The following is an 18,490-nucleotide window of genomic DNA, read 5'->3' as shown; positions in this document are numbered from 1 at the left end:
CCGGAACCTTTCTCGTGGCTGGGGTGTGTAGGAGTACGGACGGTGCGGTGGAGCGGTCAGCGGCGCGACATGTAGATGTCGAGCGCCTTGTGCAGGAACTTGTTGAGCGGGAAGTCCCACTCACCGAGGTACTCCGCCGCCTGCCCGCCGGTGCCGACCTTGAACTGGATCAGGCCGAAGAGGTGGTCGTTCTCGTCCAGCGAGTCGCTGATGCCGCGGAGGTCGTAGACGGAGGCGCCGAGCGCGTAGGAGTCCTGCAGCATCCGCCACTGCATCGCGTTGGAGGGCCGGACCTCGCGGCCGATGTTGTCCGAGGCGCCGTACGAGTACCAGACGTGCCCACCGACGACGAGCATGGTCGCCGCGGAGAGGTTCACCCCGTTGTGGCGGGCGAAGTAGAGCCGCATGCGGTTGGGGTCCTCGGAGTTGAGGGCGGACCACATGCGCTGGAAGTAGCCGAGCGGACGCGGCCGGAACTGGTCGCGCTTCGCGGTGATCTCGTAGAGCCGCTGCCATTCGGCCAGGTCCTCGTAACCGCCCTGGACGACCTCGACGCCGGCCTTCTCGGCCTTCTTGATGTTGCGGCGCCACAGCTGGTTGAAGCCCTTGTGGACGTCCTCCAGCGGACGGTTGGCCAGCGGCACCTGGAAGACGTAGCGGGGCTGCACATCGCCGAAGCCGGCGCCGCCGTCCTCGCCCTGCTGCCAGCCCATGCGGCGCAGCCGGTCGGCGACCTCGAAGGCGCGCGGTTCGATGTGGCTGGCCTCGACGTCCCGCAGCCGCTTGACGTCGGGGCTCTGGATGCCCGCCTTGATCGCGGTGGAGTCCCAGCGGCGGATGATGACCGGCGGGCCCATCTTCACGGAGAAGGCACCCTGCTGCTTGAGGTGGCTGAGCATCGGCCGCAGCCACTCTTCGAGGTTCGGCGCGTACCAGTTGATGACCGGGCCCTCGGGGAGGTACGCCAGGTACCGCTTGATCTTGGGCAGCTGGCGGTACAGGACCAACCCGGCGCCGACCAGCTCGCCGGACGCGTCGAACCAGCCCAGGCTCTCGGACCGCCACTCGGCCTTCACGTCAGCCCAGGCCGGGACCTGCATGTGGCTCGCCGCGGGCAGGCTCTGGATGTATGCCAGATGCTGCTCTCGACTGATGGTCCTCAGGGTCAGGCTCATGCGGGGCGCTCCTCGGCTGGTGTGTCCCCATGGTCGGGGCTCCGGCTCTCGCGCCGAAGCCTACTGTGACCGGGGAGCACCCCGTCTGGGCCGTACGGGGCCGGGCCCCGTATGCCGCAGCGCGGTGGGCTAGCCGATCACGCCGCCGAAGAGGCCGCCGTGCGCCAGGCCGATGTAGAAGCCGACGCCCGACGCACCGAGCCCGATGATCAACAGGAAGCGTTCAGCCGTTGTCGAGGAGATGTACTGGCCCCACAGGCCCGTTCCGATTCCGATCAGGCCCGCCCAGGAACTGACCAGGTGCAGGGTGGGCGAGAGCGCGGTGAGGGCGGCAATCGCGCCGAGCACCAAGGTCACGACCGCGAGAGTGTTCTCTACGGGATGGGATTGGCCGTCGCTGTTGAGAAGCGCGAGCAGATTCCGTTGGGTCCGTGCTGCCTGTGCCATACGGCACCTCCACTGACAGGGCGGCGCACTGTAACGCCGCTCACACCCGTTGTGTTCCAGATTGGGGGGTCCGGCGGGCGGATTTCAACCGGAAGCGCGGAGGCAGGTACTCTGTACGGTCTGCGCACATGTCTGCCCGGATACTCCGGGCGGGCCGGGCGCGGAACGCATCACGACCCTCCTGCCACGGAACGACCGTGGCCGCTGAGTCCAAAGGAGGTGGGTTCTACATGCGTCACTACGAGGTGATGGTCATCCTCGACCCCGATCTTGAGGAGCGCGCAGTCGCCCCCCTGATCGAGAACTTCCTCTCCGTCGTCCGCGAGGGCAACGGGAAGGTTGAGAAGGTCGACACCTGGGGCCGTCGTCGTCTCTCGTACGAGATCAACAAGAAGCCCGAGGGTATCTACTCGGTCATCGACCTGCAGGCCGAGCCTGCGGTCGTCAAGGAGCTCGACCGTCAGATGAACCTGAACGAGTCGGTTCTTCGGACCAAGGTCCTCCGTCCCGAGACCCACTGAGCGCGTACGCGTCCAGCGGTAACCGGGTTCGAGTAGCAGCAACACCAGCAGCCAGCAGCACACCCGCCGAGAGGTTCCCCTAATGGCAGGCGAGACCGTCATCACGGTTGTCGGCAATCTTGTCGACGACCCCGAGCTGCGCTTCACCCCGTCCGGTGCGGCGGTCGCGAAGTTCCGCGTCGCGTCCACTCCCCGCACCTTCGACCGCCAGACCAATGAGTGGAAGGACGGCGAGAGCCTGTTCCTGACCTGCTCGGTGTGGCGTCAGGCGGCGGAGAACGTCGCCGAGTCCCTTACGCGGGGTACCCGCGTGATCGTCCAGGGCCGTCTCAAGCAGCGGTCCTACGAGGATCGCGAGGGTGTGAAGCGCACGGTCTACGAGCTCGACGTCGAGGAAGTGGGCGCGAGCCTGCGCAACGCCACGGCGAAGGTCGCCAAGACCAGCGGTCGTGGTGGCCAGGGCGGCGGCTTCGGCGGCGGCCAGGGCGGCGGTCAGGGCGGTGGCCAGGGTGGCGGCGGCTGGAGCGGTGGCTCCGGCGGCGGTCAGCAGGGCGGCGGCGCTCCGGCCGACGACCCGTGGGCGACCGGTGGTCCTTCTGGCGGTGGCCAGGGCGGCCAGGGTGGCCAAGGTGGCGGCGGTGGCTGGGGCGGCGGCTCCGGCGGCGGCTATTCGGACGAGCCGCCCTTCTAGGTCCGGGCGACGCGTTCATCCGTCGGCGTTTCACGTGAAACACGCCGTTTCACGTGAAACGAGGTCGGAGAACGGCCTGGGGCCTGAGGGCGTCAGCACATACTTCTTGAACTCAACTGGAGAGAGACAATGGCGAAGCCGCCTCCGCGCAAGCCTAAGAAGAAGGTTTGCGTGTTCTGCAAGGAGAAGATCTCCTACGTCGACTACAAGGACACGAACCTGCTGCGGAAGTTCATTTCCGACCGCGGCAAGATCCGTGCCCGCCGGGTCACCGGCAACTGCACTCAGCACCAGCGTGACGTCGCCACGGCCGTGAAGAACAGCCGTGAGATGGCGCTGCTGCCCTACACGTCCACCGCGCGATAGGGAAGGGTGACCGACTAATGAAGATCATCCTCACCCACGAGGTCTCCGGCCTCGGTACCGCTGGTGACGTCGTGGACGTCAAGGACGGGTACGCCCGTAACTACCTGGTTCCGCGTGGTTTCGCGATCCGCTGGACCAAGGGTGGCGAGAAGGACGTCGCGCAGATCCGCCGCGGTCGCAAGATCCGCGAGATCGCCACGATCGAGCAGGCCAACGAGGTCAAGGGCCGGCTTGAGGGCGTCAACGTGAAGCTGGCCGTTCGTGCCGGCGACGCGGGCCGCCTGTTCGGCTCCGTCACCCCGGCCGACGTCGCCTCGGCGATCAAGGCTGCCGGTGGTCCGGACGTCGACAAGCGCCGCGTTGAGATCGGTTCGCCGATCAAGACCCTGGGCGCGCACCAGGTCTCGGTGCGTCTGCACGCCGAGGTCGTTGCGAAGCTCGGCGTCGAGGTCATCGCCGCCTGAGCGCAGTTCGCAGCAGAGCACTGAAGGGCCGTACCCCACCATGGGGTACGGCCCTTCGCGTTGAGTGGGCGGTGCGGTGCGGGGGTCAGTCCTCGTCCTGGGCACGCTCGTAGAGATTGGCGATGTCCTCGTCGAAGTACGCGGCGTAGGAGACGTCGTCCTGGTCGCCGCCGCCCTCGTGGCCGCCGAGGACGCCGATGACCGTGCCGGTGTGGCTCTTGGGGTCGTAGTCGGCCAGCCACGGGCTGCCGCTGGTGCCGCCCTCGAAGTCGGTGCACTGGATGCGCATCTGGGTGTCGCTGAACTTCGTGGTGCGGTTCTGGCAGGAGATCGGGGTGTCCCGGCTGGTGGGATAGCCGGTGATCTTGACTTCGTTGTCGAAGCCGCGGTCGATGCCGAGGGTGTTGCCGCCGAGGACGTCCTGGATCTCCTTGCCGTCCTTGGTGTCAAGGGTGAGGAAGGCGACGTCGAGGTCCTCGTCCTGCGACTTGGCCCAGCGGTCGTCGACCACGACCTTGTTGACCTTCCACAGGCCGGTGGGCTCGTCGCCGTTGCGGTAGTCGGGGGCGAAGACCAGGTCGTCCACCGGCTTCCCGGCGTCGGCATCGAAGGCGCAGTGGGCTGCGGTGATCAGCATGTTCCGGCCCGGGCTCTGCACAACGCTGGCGGTGCAGAAGTGGGCGCCGTGGTCGTCCTTCTCGAAGACCGTGCCGATCCGGCCGTTCTCCTCGGTCCTGCGCGGGGTGTAGGCGTTGCCGTTCTGGGGCGGGGCGGTGGCCGAGGGGTCCTGGTCCTGGGGCGCCTCGCCGGGCGCGCCGGACTTGCCGTAACCGGTGTGGCCGCCGGTGGCTCTGGTCGGGTGGGTCTCCTCCGCTGCGTAGCCCACCACTGCGGCTGCCCCCACGATGACGAGCGTCAGGGGCAGGACGGATTTCCTGGCAAGCGAGCGCACAAGGTCATTATCTGCATGGGGCCCGGATTCGGGAGGTGCTTCACCGGGAGGCTCCGGTCACAATCCACCGGCCGGAGCGGGTACGCAGCCACAGAGTCAGCATCCGGACGGTCATCATCAGGGCCATCGCCCACCACAGGGCGACCAGGCCGCCGCCGAGGGCGGGGACGGCCAGGGCCGCCGGGGCGAACACGGCCAGCGTCACGACCATCGCTCCGGCGAGATACGGCCCGTCCCCCGCCCCCATGAGGACCCCGTCGAGGATGAAGACGATGCCGGCGACCGGTTGGGTGATCGCGACGACCAGGAGAGTGGTGAGCAGTGGGGTCCGGACGGCGGGGTCGGTGGTGAAGAGGGGGATGAACAGCGGCCGGGCGAGCACCACCAGCACACCGAGGGCGATGCCGGAAGCGATGCCCCACTGGACCATGCGGCGGCAGGCGGCGCCGGCGCCGGCGCGGTCTCCGGCGCCGAGGTGACGCCCGATGATGGCCTGGCCGGCGATGGCGATGGCGTCCAGGGCGAAGGCCAGGAGCTGCCAGAGGGACAGGACGATCTGGTGGGCGGCGATCTCGGCGTCGCCGAGCCGGGCGGCGACCGCGGTGGCGATCATCAGCACCGCACGCAGCGAGAGCGTGCGGATCAGCAGCGGGACGCCGGCCTGGGCGCAGGCGCGGATCCCGGCGGCGTCCGGGCGCAGTGAGGCACCATGGCGGCGGGCACCGCGGACCACCACGGTGAGATAGACCGCGGCCATGCCGCACTGGGCGATGACGGTGCCCCAGGCGGAGCCGGCGATGCCGAGTCCGGCGAGGTAGACCAGTCCGGCGTTGAGGGCGGCGTTGGCGGTGAAGCCGCCGACGGCGACGTACAGCGGAGTTCTGGTGTCCTGGAGGCCGCGGAGGACTCCGGTGGCGGCCAGGACGACCAGCATCGCGGGGATGCCGAGCGCGCTGATGCGCAGGTAGGTCGTCGCGTACGGGGCGGCGGCCGGGGAGGCGCCGAAGACTTCGACGAGCCAGGGTGCGGTGGGAAGGACGACGACGATGACGGCCGCGCCGAGCAGCAGGGCGAGCCAGATGCCGTCCATGCCCTGGCGTATCGCGGAGGAGAGGTCACCGGCGCCGACCCGGCGGGCGACCGCGGCGGTGGTGGCGTAGGCGAGGAAGACGAAGACGGAGACGGCGGTTGTGAGGAGGGCGGCGGCGACGCCGAGTCCGGCGAGCTGGCGGGTGCCGAGGTGGCCGATGACGGCGCTGTCGACCATGACGAACAGCGGTTCCGCGACCAGGGCGCCGAAGGCGGGCAGCGCCAGCGCGATGATCTCGCGGTCATGGTGGCGGAGGGTGCGCCGTGGCGTCGCGGGGGCCTGTGTCATGAGGGGCAATCTAATCGTCCACAGGTAAGAGATGCAACTGCTTAGTGATCCTTACTTCCCGCTGTGCGGAGGTGCCTTCTGTGTGCTGTTTGCGGCGATCATGAACAGGTTGCCGAAGTTTTTCTCTCCCACAGCCTATGGATGAGAAAAGCCCAGGTCAGAGGGGTGTGGATGGCGTGATTGTGTGCTTGTCCACAGAAGTTTCCCCCGGCCCGTGCACAGGATCGGGGGACTTCTCCACAGCTATGAGGCGGTCATCCACACGGCCTGTGGATAACCAGATTGGCGGACGGTGCTCGCGGGCCTACCGTGGTCCGGCACCCGCCGCCTGTTCCGACCATGAGACCCGTCCGAACTCGACGCGCCGTAACCGGAGTCGGGCGTCTCGATTGTCAGCGCTGTGCCGTAAGAAAGAACCGCACAGCAAGGTCCGCCTCGCGGACGGGAGGAGGTGCCGGGGTGAGTATTCCCGAGCCCATGGAGGACCCCTGGGCGGACTCCGGTCCCAGCGACCTGCTGCCGGCCGCCCGCTCCCGCCGGAGCGACGGCAAGGGCCGGGGGCGGGGCGACCGTCCGGAGCGCGACGACGACGGCGGTGGTTCCTGGTCCGGTGGCTTCGAGCGGGTCCCGCCGCAGGACCTCGATGCCGAGCAGTCGGTGCTCGGCGGCATGCTGCTGTCCAAGGACGCCATCGCGGACGTCGTCGAGGTCCTCAAGGGCGACGACTTCTACCGCCCCGCCCACGAGCTGATCTTCCAGGCGATCCTCGACCTGTACGCCAAGGGCGAGCCGGCCGACCCGATCACCATCGCGGCGGAGCTCACCAAGCGCGGTGAGATCGGCCGGGTCGGCGGCGCCTCGTATCTGCACACCCTGGTCCAGTCGGTACCGACGGCCGCCAACGCCGAGTACTACGCCGAGATCGTCCACGAGCGGGCCGTGCTGCGCCGCCTCGTCGAGGCCGGCACCCGGATCACGCAGATGGGATACGCAGCGGACGGCGACGTCGACGAGATCGTCAACAAGGCCCAGGCGGAGATCTACGCCGTCACCGAGCAGCGGACCAGTGAGGACTATCTGCCGCTCGGCGACATCATGGAGGGCGCGCTCGACGAGATCGAGGCGATCGGCTCGCGGCAGGGCCAGATGACCGGTGTGCCGACGGGCTTCACCGATCTCGACGCGCTGACCAACGGCCTGCACCCGGGCCAGATGATCGTGATCGCGGCCCGTCCGGCCATGGGTAAGTCGACGCTCGCGCTGGACTTCGCGCGGGCCTGTTCGATCAAGAGCAACCTGCCGAGCGTGATCTTCTCGCTGGAAATGGGGCGCAACGAGATCGCGATGCGCCTGCTGTCCGCCGAGGCCCGGGTGGCGCTGCACCACATGCGTTCCGGCAGCATGACGGACGACGACTGGACGCGGCTGGCGCGCCGGATGCCGGACGTTTCGGCCGCGCCCCTCTACATCGATGATTCGCCGAACCTCTCGATGATGGAGATCCGCGCCAAATGCCGCCGGCTGAAGCAGCGGAACGAGCTGAAGCTGGTGGTCATCGACTATCTCCAGCTGATGCAGTCCGGCGGTTCCAAGCGGGCCGAGAGCCGTCAGCAGGAGGTCTCGGACATGTCCCGAAACCTCAAGCTGCTGGCCAAGGAGCTGGAGCTTCCGGTCATCGCGCTCTCGCAGCTGAACCGTGGCCCCGAGCAGCGTACGGATAAGAAGCCGATGGTCTCGGACCTGCGTGAATCCGGTTCCATCGAGCAGGACGCCGACATGGTCATCCTGCTGCACCGCGAGGACGCCTACGAGAAGGAATCGCCACGGGCCGGTGAGGCCGACCTGATCGTGGCGAAGCACCGTAACGGTCCCACCGCGACGATCACGGTGGCCTTCCAGGGGCACTACTCGCGCTTCGTGGACATGGCGCAGACCTGAGCCGGTGACCTGATAGGTCCCAGATTTCCTGGCGCCGTCTCGGCCGCGAGGGCGCAGCGGTGGCACTTGTGCCGCCGTGCCGCTCGGTCGCGGACTGGTTCAGCGGGCGGCGTCGAACTCGTGCACCACCTGGGGCAGGGCCTTGAGGACTGTCGTGGAGTGGTCGAACTCCCCTACGTCGGTGAGCTGTTGGTCGGCCCCGTTGGCAATCAGCTGACGCCGGCAGTGCTGGGCGTTCGCAAAGAAGACGTCCTTGTCGCCCCTGGCGTGAAAGAGGTGCACCGGGACTTCGGGCCGCCAGTCACAGGTGCTGTCCAGCACCTTCAGTTGCCGCTGGAGCTTCCCCGTGGGGTTGCGCACCTTCTGGAGGAACTCCTTGGTGAACAGTTCCTTCGAGGTCTTCGGCAGTGCGGCCGCGATCTGCTCCGCCTTGTGGTTGCCGTCGAAGAGCGTCTCCACCTCCTTGTCGTAAGGGGCGCGGAACGCCTGGTCCGGAGTGCTGTACAGGCCGTACATCCGCTGCCAAGCAGTCACGAAATACGCGAGGTAGAGCGATGACCGGTTGACCTTGTCGTTTGCCGCGGCGGCCTCGAAACTGCTCAGGTCGAACGGGCCGGAGATCGGGGCGAGGGCGCCCGTTCGGAAGTACGGGTCGACGCGCTGGTGCAGGGCCTTCCCGAGCATCATCGTGGCGGGTCCGCCCTGCGAGAACCCGCTGATGAGTACGCGCCGGTCGAGGCCGCGGCCGTCCCGGCGGGCGAACGTTCGAGCCGCCCGCAACGCGTCCACCGAAGCGGTGACGGTCGCCTTCGGGTCCCCGTACGGATGGAATCCGGGGCCCTTTCCCATGCCGAGGTAGTCCGGGGCGGAGACCGCGCGGCCGGTCGAGGCGAACAGGAACGCCGTGGTCCGGTCGGGGGACTCGTCGTTCACCGAGGCCACCTCTCCCCGGTACACCTCGGTGCCGTGCAGCCAGGACACGACACGAAGGTCGCGTTCGCTGTTCTTCGGCAGGGCGACCAGTTCGCTGGCCGTGGTGGGTTTGCCCGTGGTGTCGACGGTGCGGTACACGATCCGGTGGGCCCGAACGCCGTAGCGGACCTGTGCCGCATTGATCCCCGACTTCGTCAGGCGGGCCGCGACCTCCTTGGCGTCCAGGTCCGCCACGGGGGTCACGGAGACCACCGAACCGCGTGCCGCCTGCTGGGCGGCGGCGGGGGTGACAGGCGGGGAAGCAGACTCTTCGTCGCCGCACCCGGTCGCCGCCAGTAAGGTCGCGGCGCACACCAGGGCGAGAGCGGCGCGCTTGGCTGATCTTCCAGTGAGCCGAGAGGAGTTCATGCCTGGACTCTGTCGTTTCCGGCCCACTCGGCGCATTGGGACGGGCCCCCTGCCTCGGCAGGGGGGTACCCCTACCCATGGTCACCGCCGCTGCGGTTCGGGTGGGGCTCATCGACTTCCGCCGCCGGGTGCGGACGCTGCGGCTTTTTCTTGACCTATAGGTCAAGAAAAGTGCTACAGTCTCGGACATGGGAAGGCCGAAGCAGTTCGATCCGGACGTCGCCGTCGAGCAGGCCATGCAGGTGTTCTGGCGGAAGGGGTACGCCGCCACGACACCGCAGGACCTCGTGGATGCGCTCGGCATCGGCAAGGGCAGTCTCTACAACACCTTCGGCAGCAAGCACGGGCTGTTCGAGCGGGCACTGGTCCGCTACCGGGATGGTCAGGCGCAGGCCCTGGTCGAGATGGTGGGGGGCGCCGGGCCGGTGAAGGACCGGTTGCGCGACGTGTTGCACCTCCTGGTGGAGATGGACCTCGCCGATCCGGACCGCCGCGGCTGCCTGGCCGTCAATGCCGCGGCGGAGCTCGCGGGGGCGGACGAGATCGCGACCGAGCTGGTGCGGCGGATGTTCGACCGGACCGAGGAGGCGTTCCGCGCGCTGATCGAGGAGGGCCAGCGGGCCGGCGAGATCGCGCTCGGCCGCGATGCGCGGGCGATGGGGAGCCTGTTGCTGTCCACGGTCGTCGGACTCCGGCTGTTGGCTCGGGTTGCCGAGGGGCCGGAGCGGCTCTCCAGGGTGATCGACGCGACGATCGACAGCCTCTGACCTGCTGGGATTTCCCGGACTGGGCGGTGGATGCCTGCTGCCCAAATTTTGTACCTAGAGCTCAAGAACTGGATTCAGGATCGGAGTGTCATGCAGCTCAACCTCACCGACAAGACCGCCGTGGTCACCGGCGCCAGCCGCGGGATCGGACTGGCCACCGTCCGCGCGTTGATCGACGAGGGCGTACGGGTCGTCGGGGCGGCCCGCACCATCACCCCGGAACTCAAGGAGGCCGGCGCCTTCGCGGTCTCCGCCGACCTGAGCACCGCCGACGGCGTGGCCGCCCTGATGGACAGCGCCTTCGCGGAGCTGGGCGGCATCGACCTGCTGGTGAACAACGTCGGCGCCGGGGACGCCGTGGAGCTCGCCGGATTCCTGGACACCGACGACGCCCAGTGGGGCGCCGTCTTCGACCTCAACCTGCTGAGCGCGGTTCGCGCCAGCCGGGCCGCGTTGCCCAGCCTGATCGAGCGCCGCGGCGCGATCGTCAACGTGTCGTCCATCAACTCCCGGCTGCCCGCCGCCGGCCCGGTCGCCTACAGCGCGGCCAAGGCGGCCCTGGCCGCCCTCGGGAAGTCGCTGGCCGAGGAGTTCGGGCCGCAGGGCGTACGCATCAACACCGTCTCGCCGGGCATCGTGCGGACCGCCCTCTGGGAGGACCCGGAGGGCTTCGGCGGCAAGGTGGCGGCGAGCGCCGGGGCGGAGCACGCGGCGTTCCTCCAGCAGATCCCGGAGGCGTTCGGCATCACCAGCGGGCGGATCACCGAACCGCGGGAGGTGGCGGCCCTGATCACCTTCCTGCTCTCCGACGTGGCCGGGAACATCACGGGTGCGGACTACGTCATCGACGGTGGCACGGTCAAGACGCTCTGACGTGGTGGTCCGGTGGGCGGCGCCGGGGCGGCCGCCCACCCCGGCGGACGGTTTGACCTTCAGGTTGGTCGAAGTCCGAGAATCGCGGCCATGGACGACGACGGGGAACTCTTGAGCATCGGCGCGTTCGCCCGGCGGGCGGGCCTGACGCCGAGCGCGCTGCGCTTCTACGACGACTGCGGGGTGCTGCGGCCGGACCGGGTGGACGCCGCCACGGGATACCGGCGCTATGGGGCCGGCCAGCTGGCGCGGGCGGTACGGCTGCGCCACCTGCGGGCCGCGGGGCTGCCGTTGGTGGACGTCGAGACCGTACTCGACGGCCCCGAGGACGTGGCCCGGAACGTGCTGCGGGCCCACTTGGAGCGGACCCTGCGGGCCGCGGACGAGGCGCGGGCCGTGGTGGAGGGCTTTCTGCGGGGGGCGTCCGGGGAGCCGGCGGACCGCGGCGGTACCGCGTGGGCGCGGGTGGACGGGCCGGAACTCGCCAGTGCGGTGCGGCAGGTGGGGCCCGCGGCGGCGGTCGGTGCGACGGTCGGGGAACACCCGGTGCTGGGGTGCGTACTGCTCGAACTCGTCGACGGGGAAGTGCGGTTGGTGGCCGCCGATCGCTACCGCCTTGCGGTGCGGGTGCTGCGGCCGGAGGTCTGCGAGGGCGGTCCGGGGCGGGTACTGCTCGCGGCGGACACCGCACGCCGGATGGCGGAGTGGGCGGTGCGACAGCTGGCGGTCGAGGTGGAATTCCCGGCCGCGGCGGACGCCTCGGGTGTCGCGCGGGTGCGGCTGCGGAGCGGAGAGAGGTGCGGGGGCGCGGGGGCTCCGGGCGACGGGATCGCCGGAGTGGGCGAGCCGGGGGAGTTCCCGGACTACCGGCTGATGCTGGCGGGGCTGGCGGTCGTGCGGCACCGGGTGATCGTGGATCGGATCGGGCTGCGGGACGCGGTGGCGGACCGGGGCGGCGCGGTGGTGTCGCTGGCGGTCGGGACGGAAACGGACGGCACCGCGGAAGGGAGGCTGGAGGTATCGGGCGGGGAAGCCGGACCCGTGCGGTTGCGGGCGGTACGTACCGGGCCCGGGCTGCGGATCGCCTTTGACCCGGCGGTCCTGATGCCGGTGCTGGAGGCCGGGGTGGGGCCCGATGTGCTGCTGGAGATCGCGGGGGCGGACCAGCCGGTCGTCGTCCGCTCCGCGGACCAGGGGAGTTTCACGACGGTGGTGATGCCGGTGCGGGGCCGCTGAGGGCTGGCGGCAGAGAGCCGGCGGCCGGAGCGGCACGGCGCGGAAGCGGAAACGGTACGGAGGCCCGGAGGGCGGGCGCGACCGATGACTGAGGGAGGAAGCGGGCGAATGGATCCGGAACTGCCGGTGGTGCGGCTGTGCGTGGCCGGCATGCAGGCCGAGGCGGAGGGACGTGCCGAGACGGCGCGGGAACTCTTCCAGCAGGCGTGGGAGGGGGCCCGCGACGACTACGAGGCGTGCATCGCGGCGCACTATCTCGCGCGGCACCAGAGCTCGCCCGCGGAGACGCTGCGCTGGAATCAGGAGTGCCTGGACCGGGCCGACCTGGTCGGGGACGAACGGGTGCAGGGCTTCTATCCGTCGCTGTACGTGAACATGGGGAACGCGCACCGGGAACTCGGCCGACTCGCCTGCGCCCACCGGTACTTCGTGTTGGCGGCGGAGCGGGTGGCCGATGCGCCCGAGGGGCAGTACGGCGACTGGAACCGGTTCGCGATCGCGGAGGGGCTGCGGGACACCGCGGCCGCGGCGGCCGCCGAAGGGGATGCGGGAGCCGCGGTGCGAGGGCACGTCGACGAAGGCGTCGAGGGGCCGGTGCGGGAGCTGCTCGCGGGGTGGTGCGAGCGGGGCGACCTCAAGGCGCTGGGGCTGACGCTTCCGGCGTATCTGGGGTACCTCGGGACGGACGAGGACCGGGTGCGCCTGCGGAGTGCGCTGCACATGGTGCATGCGGCGCGCTGGCTCCCTGAGGATGAGCAGGTCGCGGTGGAGCGGGTGATGGGGGCAGTGGCCATGTCGTGACGGGGCTTGAGCGTGCGGATGTTTCACGTGAAACGACGGGCTGGCAAAGGGAGTTGTTTCACGGGAATCGACGGGCTGAGGAGGGTGCCGTTGTTTCACGTGAAACCTTGCCTGGCGGTGATGGCGAGTCGTGGCATACCGGGTGAAGCGCTCGGTGGCCGTTTCACGTGAAACTTGGAGGCGCTGGTGGTAGCGGCCGGGGCAGGATGGCGGCGCGGTGGGCGGTCGCTCGCCGGTGGCATGGGCCGGCTGAGCTGGTTCTGCCGGGTGGGAAGTCGCGTTGAGGAGCGTCATGACGGTCGTGGAGTATGCGCAGTCGCAGTCGCAGTCGCAGTCGCAGTCGCAGTCGCAAGAGCCCGAGTCGAGTGAGGGCGGGGCGCGTGAGGTGGTCCCGCGTGGTGGCGTCGCCGTCGATTCCGCCGAGGAATATGCGGAGTTGATGCCCCAGACGCGGCGGGCGTTGCTGCGGCGGCTGGCGATCGCGCAGGCCGAAGGGCGGGCGCCGTCGATGATGGGCGCGGTCGTCCGCGGTGGCGAGGTGGTCTGGACGGGGGCCCGGAGTTCGGTGGACGGGGAGGTGCCGCACGGCGATGTGCAGTACCGGATCGGCTCGCTGACCAAGAACTTCGTGGCCGTGCTGGTGCTTCGGCTGCGGGACGAGGGGCTGCTGAAGCTGGACGATCCCATCGGGACCCACCTCAAAGACGTCCCGGCACCCGAGGTGACGATCGCCCAACTGCTGTCGCACAGTGCGGGGTTGGCGGCCGAGTCCCGTGGGCCGTGGTGGGAGCGGACCGCCGGCGAGCTGCGGCCCGAGCCGGCCGATCTGTTCGGTGAGCGTCCGCGGCTGCACCCGGCGGGGCGGCGGCACCACTACTCCAACCCCGGCTTTGCGGTGCTCGGGGCGCTGGTCGAGCGGCTGCGGGACGGGGTGCCGTGGGGCGAGGTACTGCGGCGCGAGGTGCTGGAGCCGCTGGGCATGGCCCGGACGACGGTGCGGCCGGAGATGCCGCATGCGGGCGGCTGGGCGGTCCATCCCTGGGCTGATGTGATGCTGCCGGAACCCGCGCACGACACCGGGCTGATGGGGCCGGCGGGGCAGCTGTGGTCCACGACGGAGGACCTGTGCCGGTGGGCGGTGTTCCTGCTGCGGGGCGATGAGCGGGTGTTGAGCGGGGCGAGCCTGACCGAGATGCAGACCCCCGCGGTGCCGCCGGAGGGCGATGGCTGGGACGCGGGCTACGGGCTGGGGACGCAGCTGGTCTGGCGGAGTGGGCGCCTGCTGGTCGGCCACACCGGGTCGATGCCGGGATTCCTGGCGGCGCTGTGGGCCGATCCGGCGGAGGACACGGCCGCGCTCGCGCTGGCGAACTGCACCTCCGGAGTCCCGATCGGCTCGGTGGCTGCCGACTTCCTGGAGATCGTGGCCTACCACGAGCCGCGGATCCCGGAGCCGTGGCGACCGTTGCCGGGCGCGGTGGACGAGGACCTGCTGGCCCTGACCGGGCCCTGGTACTGGGGGGCGAGCCCGTTCGCGTTGCGGCTGACGTGCGCGCGGGGACTGGAACTGGTCTCGCTGTCCGGCAACGGCCGCACCTCGCGCTTCCTGGCCGAGGCCGATGGCACCTGGACCGGGCTCGACGGCTACTACGCGGGCGAGACACTGCGGGTGGTTCGGGCACCGGACGGTACGGTCACCCACCTCGACCTGGGGACCTTCGTCTTCACCCGGGGGCCCTACGAGCCCGCCGGTCCGGTGCCCGGCGGAGTGGACCCCGAGGGCTGGCGGGGAGTCTGACCGGGGTGTGACGTACGGAAGCGGGGGCCCGCGTGGGTCGGTCCCCCGTGGCGGGCGGGCCGAGGCCAGGGTGATCGCTCGGGCCCGTCCGGCAGGGGTGTTGCGGGCGGACGTACAGTCGAGCGAGATGTCAGGAGCCGCCGCAGTGCGCGGCTCGCTACCGCTGGAAGGCCACTGTGACTGCCGTGACTGCGAACGCCGACGCCCCGGTTCTGCTCGACCTGCCTCCGCTCGACGCCGCCCGTTTCGCGCGGATCGAGGACAAGGTCGCGGCGCTGATGCGCACCCGCTGCGATGTCGTCACGACGCAGGGCGAGGCGCTGCTGCCCCTGGAGGCGTGCATCCGCTCGGCGGTCCGGCCCGGCAGCACCGCCCTCAACATCATCACCGGCCCCTACGGCGAGACGTTCGGTGGCTGGCTGCGTTCCTGCGGCGCCGAGGTGGTCACCATCAGCGCGCCGTTCACCGGTGCGGTCACCCCCGAGCAGGTGGCGGACGCGCTGCGGGAGCACCCCGAGATCGACTTCGTGAGCCTGGTGCATGCCGAGGCGGCGACCGGCAACACCAACCCCGTTGCCGAGATCGGCGCGGTGGTGCGTGAGCACGGGGCGCTGCTGATGCTCGACGCGGTCGCCTCGGTGGGGGCCGAGCCGCTGCTCACCGACGCGTGGGGAGTGGACCTGTGCGTCATCGGCGGTCAGAAGGCGCTGGCCGGTCCGGCCGGGGTCTCCGCGGTGTCCGTCAGCGCCCGCGCCTGGGAGCGCATCGCTGCCAACGAGCAGGCGCCGCGTCGCTCGTACCTCTCGCTGCTGGACTGGAAGGAGCGCTGGATCGACGCCGGGCGCACCGCTCTTCCGCACGCCCCGGCACAGCTGGAGATGCTGGCGCTGGAGCAGGCCGTGGACCGGATCGAGGTGGAAGGGCTGGAGGTGGTCATCGCCCGCCACCGGGCGGCCGCCGCGGCGGTTCGGGCGGGTGTCGCGGTGCTCGGCGGCCCGGTGCCGTATGTGATCCGGGACGAGCACGCGGCGCCGGCCGCCACCACGCTCCGCGCGCCGGCGGGGGTGGACGCCCGTGAGGTGGTGTCCGCCGCGCTCTCCGCCGACGGTGCGGTTCCGGTACAGGCCGCCGCCGGTGCCCTGTCAGCGGAGATGATCAGGGTGAACCACTACGGGCGGGCCGCGGACCGTGCGGTGGTGCTGGCCTCACTGGCGGCGCTGGCGGCCGGCCTGCGGGCGCTGGGGGTGGCGGTCGACGAGGACGCGGCGGCTGCGGCGGCCGGTGCGGCATGGGATGAGGCCCTCGCCGCGGTCTGAGCCGTGCGGGCGGGTGCGCTGACCCGTCGGAGGCGTCCTCGGTCGTTGGACGCGCCCTCGACAGGAGTGCCAGGGGTGTGGTCTGTTTCACGTGAAACAGACCACACCCTTTTTGCTGCCGGGTGCCGGGTGCCGGGTGCCGGGTGCCGAGGGCCGAGATGGCGGCTGGGGACGGACTGCGGGCCGCGGGGCCGCGGGACTGCGGACTGCGGAGAGCGGCGTGTTCGGTGCCTCCCGCCCGGGTGCCCCACCCCTCAGCCTCACCTCTTCGCCCCTCCCTCACCTCCCCCTCACCTCTTCGTCCCCGGTCTCGGTCCCTGCCCCGTGCCATCCCCGTGCCATCCCCGCACCCCCCGCGGCTCTCGGCCCGGCCAGCCGGCCCCGTGTGGCGATCCGCACGCATGTTTTAAACCCCTCGTAGAATCGGAACGATCGGCCCGGTTGTTCTTCCGGGTGTGGAACGCGGAGGAGCTCGGTGGTCTCAGGAGGGGTGCGGAGGGCGGACGGCGTGCCGGCGGCCACCCGCGCGGATGCCCGGCGGAATCGTGCGCTGGTGCTCCAGGCGGCCCGATCCGCCTTTGCGGAACGGGGGTTGGAGGCCCCGCTCGACGAGATCGCCCGGCGTGCCGGGGTCGGCGCGGGGACCGTGTACCGCCATTTCCCGTCCAAGGAAGCCCTGTTCAGGGCGGCGGTCAAGGACCCGATGTGGCTGTTCGCCGATACCGCAGGGGACTTGGCCGAGGCGGACGACCCGGGCGGGGTGTTCTTCCGCTTCCTGGCGTCGGTGGTGCGGCTGTCCGCCCCCAACAGGGCGCTGTGCGAGGCGCTGGAGGCGGTCGGAGAGCTCGGTCCGGGGCCGGCGGCAGAGGGGCCGGAGCTGGAGTTCCTTGTGGCGCTCGGCGTCCTGCTGGCCCGGGCCCAACAGGCGGGCGCAGTAAGGGCGGACGTCGATCTGGCGGATCTGCGCACGCTGCTGACCGGGTGTCTGGCGATGGAGCGCCGACGGTCGGTCGGCCCGGGCCCGGTGGGGGCGGAAGCGGAGCCCGGCGCGGCGCCGGCGGGCCGGATGACGACGCTGATGCTCGATGGGCTCCGCGCCGACCGGACCGTAACGGAACTGCCGGTCACGGGGCAGATCCGTAACGAAACCGGATGTGCGGTGTGTGGTGCGGTGCTCGCGGTGGCGCGCACCGGGCGGCCCGCGCGGTACTGCGGCGGGGCCTGCCGGCAGAAGGCCCACCGGGCGCGCCGGACCGCTCCCCCGGACCGCCGCTGACCGCTTCCCGACCCGTCAGAGCTGGCGCTTGAAGCCCAGGTGAGAGGCATCGAAGCCGAGGCGCTCGTAGAAGCGGTGCGCGTCGACGCGCGTGGCGTCGGAGGTGAGCTGGACGAGCTGGCAGCCGAGTTTCCGGGATTCCGCGATCGCCCATTCGATGAGCACGGTGCCCAGGCCGGCCCCGCGCTCGTCGGCGTGGATCCGTACCGCTTCGACGATCGTGCGGGTGGCGCCGCGCCGGGAGAGGCCGGGGATCAGCGTGAGCTGGAGCGTGCCGACCACGCGGCCGCCCCGGTCGGCGACGACCAGGTGCTGGTTCGGGTCGGCGTCCAGGGCGGCGAACGCGGCGCGGTAGGGCGTCAGGTCGTCGGGGGATTCGCGGGTGGCGCCCAGGGGGTCGTCGGCGAGCATCGCGACGATGGCGGGCAGGTCGGCCTCGGTGGCGCGGCGTATCTCAAGATCGCTCATGGACGCGACCTTATGCCGCGGGCCCCGGGCGGCCCAGGGGCACCGGATGGTCCGCCCGGTGCCCCGAGCGGAAAGTGGCGGTCCGGCCCGTTACGCGGAGGTGCGCAGCGTCTCGACCGCCGTTACCAGCGGCGCCAGCTCGGGCCGCTTGGCGGCGTCCTGGAGTGCCTCGCGCAGGGCGGTGTCATGAGCGGGCCGAGCCTCTTCGAGGAGGCGCAGACCGTCGGGCGTGACGTTGGTGTAGATGCCGCGCCGGTCGTCGGGGCACAGGTAGCGCGAGAGCAGCCCGCGCTCCTCAAGCCGGGTGACCAGGCGGGTGGTGGCGCTCTGGCTGAGCACGACCGAGTCGGCGACCTGGTGCATCCGGAGGTGCCCGCCGGGCCCGTCGTGCTGCTGGCTGAGCACGTTGAGGACCGAGAACTCCCGGACGCTGAGGTCGTGCCGGGCGTGGAGGGCGCGCTCGATGTGTGACTCGATGCGGCCGTGCAGGGAGGAGAGTGCGCACCAGCCCTGGGCGAGGCCCCCGGCGGCCGCTTCCTGCGTGGTGGCCGTGTCCCGCTTCCGCTGCGTCATCGCAGACCTCCTCATCCGTCGTACGCCCAGGATAGGGCACATCTGAAATATCCAGCGCTTGCAAATAAAGCGCGTCTGCAATTATTGTGAACGCCGGTTGAGGATGGAT

The 18,490-nt window shown here is 70.5% G+C and carries 19 protein-coding genes; 12 read left to right on the top strand and 7 right to left on the bottom strand.

Going from position 1 to position 18,490, the window contains the following annotated elements; all coding sequences use genetic code 11:
• Window positions 1–56 precede the first annotated feature (56 nt).
• Both ACFVT2_RS01895 and ACFVT2_RS01890 read right to left on the bottom strand, forming a co-directional pair.
• The gene (locus ACFVT2_RS01895) at window positions 57–1,175 is read right to left on the bottom strand and encodes a lipid II:glycine glycyltransferase FemX (protein WP_390010896.1); all 1,119 of its coding nucleotides are present in this window, start codon (window positions 1,173–1,175) and stop codon (window positions 57–59) included.
• Between the two features lie 129 nt (window positions 1,176–1,304).
• Window positions 1,305–1,622 (bottom strand): hypothetical protein, encoded by a 318-nt coding sequence (locus ACFVT2_RS01890; protein ID WP_390010895.1) that lies wholly within the window; start codon window positions 1,620–1,622, stop codon window positions 1,305–1,307.
• Between the two features lie 230 nt (window positions 1,623–1,852).
• Between ACFVT2_RS01890 and rpsF the strand changes: the two genes are divergently transcribed.
• The 4 genes from rpsF to rplI all read left to right on the top strand — a co-directional run bounded on the left by rpsF (window position 1,853) and on the right by rplI (window position 3,664).
• On the top strand, window positions 1,853–2,143 hold the full coding sequence (gene rpsF, locus ACFVT2_RS01885) for a 30S ribosomal protein S6 (protein WP_018542659.1): 291 nt from the start codon (window positions 1,853–1,855) through the stop codon (window positions 2,141–2,143).
• Window positions 2,144–2,225: 82 nt separating this feature from the next.
• Complete coding sequence (locus ACFVT2_RS01880) at window positions 2,226–2,834, top strand: single-stranded DNA-binding protein (protein WP_390010894.1); 609 nt, start codon at window positions 2,226–2,228, stop codon at window positions 2,832–2,834.
• A 129-nt stretch (window positions 2,835–2,963) separates the two neighbouring features.
• Window positions 2,964–3,200 (top strand): 30S ribosomal protein S18, encoded by a 237-nt coding sequence (gene rpsR / locus ACFVT2_RS01875; protein WP_018838794.1) that lies wholly within the window; start codon window positions 2,964–2,966, stop codon window positions 3,198–3,200.
• Between the two features lie 17 nt (window positions 3,201–3,217).
• Window positions 3,218–3,664 (top strand): 50S ribosomal protein L9, encoded by a 447-nt coding sequence (gene rplI, locus ACFVT2_RS01870; RefSeq protein WP_390010892.1) that lies wholly within the window; start codon window positions 3,218–3,220, stop codon window positions 3,662–3,664.
• 85 nt (window positions 3,665–3,749) lie between these two features.
• Here rplI and ACFVT2_RS01865 read toward each other — a convergent pair whose 3' ends face one another.
• Both ACFVT2_RS01865 and ACFVT2_RS01860 read right to left on the bottom strand, forming a co-directional pair.
• Window positions 3,750–4,568, bottom strand: a complete 819-nt coding sequence (locus tag ACFVT2_RS01865; RefSeq protein WP_390010891.1) for a trypsin-like serine peptidase — start codon at window positions 4,566–4,568, stop codon at window positions 3,750–3,752.
• 88 nt (window positions 4,569–4,656) lie between these two features.
• Window positions 4,657–5,994 carry an MATE family efflux transporter gene (locus tag ACFVT2_RS01860; RefSeq protein ID WP_390010889.1) on the bottom strand — a complete coding sequence of 446 codons (1,338 nt, stop codon included), beginning with the start codon at window positions 5,992–5,994 and terminating at the stop codon, window positions 4,657–4,659.
• Between the two features lie 459 nt (window positions 5,995–6,453).
• Here ACFVT2_RS01860 and dnaB point away from each other — a divergent pair, with 459 nt between their 5' ends.
• Window positions 6,454–7,932: a replicative DNA helicase gene (gene dnaB, locus ACFVT2_RS01855; protein WP_390010887.1), complete on the top strand. Its 1,479-nt coding sequence runs from the start codon at window positions 6,454–6,456 to the stop codon at window positions 7,930–7,932.
• A 99-nt stretch (window positions 7,933–8,031) separates the two neighbouring features.
• On the opposite strand, the gene ACFVT2_RS01850 is transcribed toward dnaB, so the two are convergent.
• Entirely contained in the window at window positions 8,032–9,273 is a 1,242-nt protein-coding gene (locus ACFVT2_RS01850) for a hypothetical protein (protein ID WP_390010885.1), read from the bottom strand.
• A 188-nt stretch (window positions 9,274–9,461) separates the two neighbouring features.
• Between ACFVT2_RS01850 and ACFVT2_RS01845 the strand changes: the two genes are divergently transcribed.
• The 7 genes from ACFVT2_RS01845 to ACFVT2_RS01815 all read left to right on the top strand — a co-directional run bounded on the left by ACFVT2_RS01845 (window position 9,462) and on the right by ACFVT2_RS01815 (window position 17,340).
• Complete coding sequence (locus ACFVT2_RS01845) at window positions 9,462–10,040, top strand: TetR/AcrR family transcriptional regulator (protein ID WP_390010884.1); 579 nt, start codon at window positions 9,462–9,464, stop codon at window positions 10,038–10,040.
• Window positions 10,041–10,130: 90 nt separating this feature from the next.
• On the top strand, window positions 10,131–10,913 hold the full coding sequence (locus tag ACFVT2_RS01840; RefSeq protein ID WP_390010882.1) for an oxidoreductase: 783 nt from the start codon (window positions 10,131–10,133) through the stop codon (window positions 10,911–10,913).
• Between the two features lie 90 nt (window positions 10,914–11,003).
• The gene (locus ACFVT2_RS01835; RefSeq protein WP_390010880.1) at window positions 11,004–12,149 is read left to right on the top strand and encodes a MerR family transcriptional regulator; all 1,146 of its coding nucleotides are present in this window, start codon (window positions 11,004–11,006) and stop codon (window positions 12,147–12,149) included.
• 108 nt (window positions 12,150–12,257) lie between these two features.
• Entirely contained in the window at window positions 12,258–12,950 is a 693-nt protein-coding gene (locus ACFVT2_RS01830; RefSeq protein ID WP_390010879.1) for a hypothetical protein, read from the top strand.
• Window positions 12,951–13,389: 439 nt separating this feature from the next.
• A complete protein-coding gene (locus ACFVT2_RS01825) occupies window positions 13,390–14,748 on the top strand; it encodes a serine hydrolase domain-containing protein (protein WP_390011226.1) in 1,359 nt (452 codons plus the stop codon).
• A 176-nt stretch (window positions 14,749–14,924) separates the two neighbouring features.
• Window positions 14,925–16,064, top strand: a complete 1,140-nt coding sequence (locus tag ACFVT2_RS01820) for a pyridoxal-phosphate-dependent aminotransferase family protein (RefSeq protein WP_390010877.1) — start codon at window positions 14,925–14,927, stop codon at window positions 16,062–16,064.
• A 490-nt stretch (window positions 16,065–16,554) separates the two neighbouring features.
• Window positions 16,555–17,340 (top strand): TetR/AcrR family transcriptional regulator, encoded by a 786-nt coding sequence (locus ACFVT2_RS01815; RefSeq protein WP_390010875.1) that lies wholly within the window; start codon window positions 16,555–16,557, stop codon window positions 17,338–17,340.
• Window positions 17,341–17,355: 15 nt separating this feature from the next.
• Here the strand turns inward: ACFVT2_RS01815 and ACFVT2_RS01810 are convergent, their stop codons facing one another.
• Both ACFVT2_RS01810 and ACFVT2_RS01805 read right to left on the bottom strand, forming a co-directional pair.
• On the bottom strand, window positions 17,356–17,808 hold the full coding sequence (locus ACFVT2_RS01810; protein ID WP_390010874.1) for a GNAT family N-acetyltransferase: 453 nt from the start codon (window positions 17,806–17,808) through the stop codon (window positions 17,356–17,358).
• Window positions 17,809–17,898: 90 nt separating this feature from the next.
• A complete protein-coding gene (locus ACFVT2_RS01805) occupies window positions 17,899–18,381 on the bottom strand; it encodes a MarR family winged helix-turn-helix transcriptional regulator (protein WP_390010872.1) in 483 nt (160 codons plus the stop codon).
• Window positions 18,382–18,490 lie beyond the last annotated feature (109 nt).

The sequence above is a fragment of the Streptomyces sp. NPDC058000 genome (assembly GCF_042886435.1).
Classification (GTDB): Bacteria; Actinomycetota; Actinomycetes; order Streptomycetales; family Streptomycetaceae; genus Streptomyces.
The sequence above is the reverse complement of the archived record's forward strand: the minus strand, read 5'-3'. Positions and strand labels throughout refer to the sequence as shown.

Excerpts from the sequence above, each read along its gene's own strand:
- ACFVT2_RS01810 (WP_390010874.1), bottom strand. The coding sequence starts at position 17,808 with ATGAGCGATCTTGAGATACGCCGCGCCACCGAGGCCGACCTGCCCGCC.
- ACFVT2_RS01845 (WP_390010884.1), top strand. The coding sequence starts at position 9,462 with ATGGGAAGGCCGAAGCAGTTCGATCCGGACGTCGCCGTCGAGCAGGCC.
- rplI (WP_390010892.1), top strand. The coding sequence starts at position 3,218 with ATGAAGATCATCCTCACCCACGAGGTCTCCGGCCTCGGTACCGCTGGT.
- ACFVT2_RS01830 (WP_390010879.1), top strand. The coding sequence starts at position 12,258 with ATGGATCCGGAACTGCCGGTGGTGCGGCTGTGCGTGGCCGGCATGCAG.
- ACFVT2_RS01895 (WP_390010896.1), bottom strand. The coding sequence starts at position 1,175 with ATGAGCCTGACCCTGAGGACCATCAGTCGAGAGCAGCATCTGGCATAC.
- ACFVT2_RS01850 (WP_390010885.1), bottom strand. The coding sequence starts at position 9,273 with ATGAACTCCTCTCGGCTCACTGGAAGATCAGCCAAGCGCGCCGCTCTC.
- rpsF (WP_018542659.1), top strand. The coding sequence starts at position 1,853 with ATGCGTCACTACGAGGTGATGGTCATCCTCGACCCCGATCTTGAGGAG.
- ACFVT2_RS01880 (WP_390010894.1), top strand. The coding sequence starts at position 2,226 with ATGGCAGGCGAGACCGTCATCACGGTTGTCGGCAATCTTGTCGACGAC.
- ACFVT2_RS01840 (WP_390010882.1), top strand. The coding sequence starts at position 10,131 with ATGCAGCTCAACCTCACCGACAAGACCGCCGTGGTCACCGGCGCCAGC.
- ACFVT2_RS01805 (WP_390010872.1), bottom strand. The coding sequence starts at position 18,381 with ATGACGCAGCGGAAGCGGGACACGGCCACCACGCAGGAAGCGGCCGCC.
- rpsR (WP_018838794.1), top strand. The coding sequence starts at position 2,964 with ATGGCGAAGCCGCCTCCGCGCAAGCCTAAGAAGAAGGTTTGCGTGTTC.
- ACFVT2_RS01825 (WP_390011226.1), top strand. The coding sequence starts at position 13,390 with ATGCCCCAGACGCGGCGGGCGTTGCTGCGGCGGCTGGCGATCGCGCAG.
- ACFVT2_RS01890 (WP_390010895.1), bottom strand. The coding sequence starts at position 1,622 with ATGGCACAGGCAGCACGGACCCAACGGAATCTGCTCGCGCTTCTCAAC.
- ACFVT2_RS01860 (WP_390010889.1), bottom strand. The coding sequence starts at position 5,994 with ATGACACAGGCCCCCGCGACGCCACGGCGCACCCTCCGCCACCATGAC.
- ACFVT2_RS01835 (WP_390010880.1), top strand. The coding sequence starts at position 11,004 with ATGGACGACGACGGGGAACTCTTGAGCATCGGCGCGTTCGCCCGGCGG.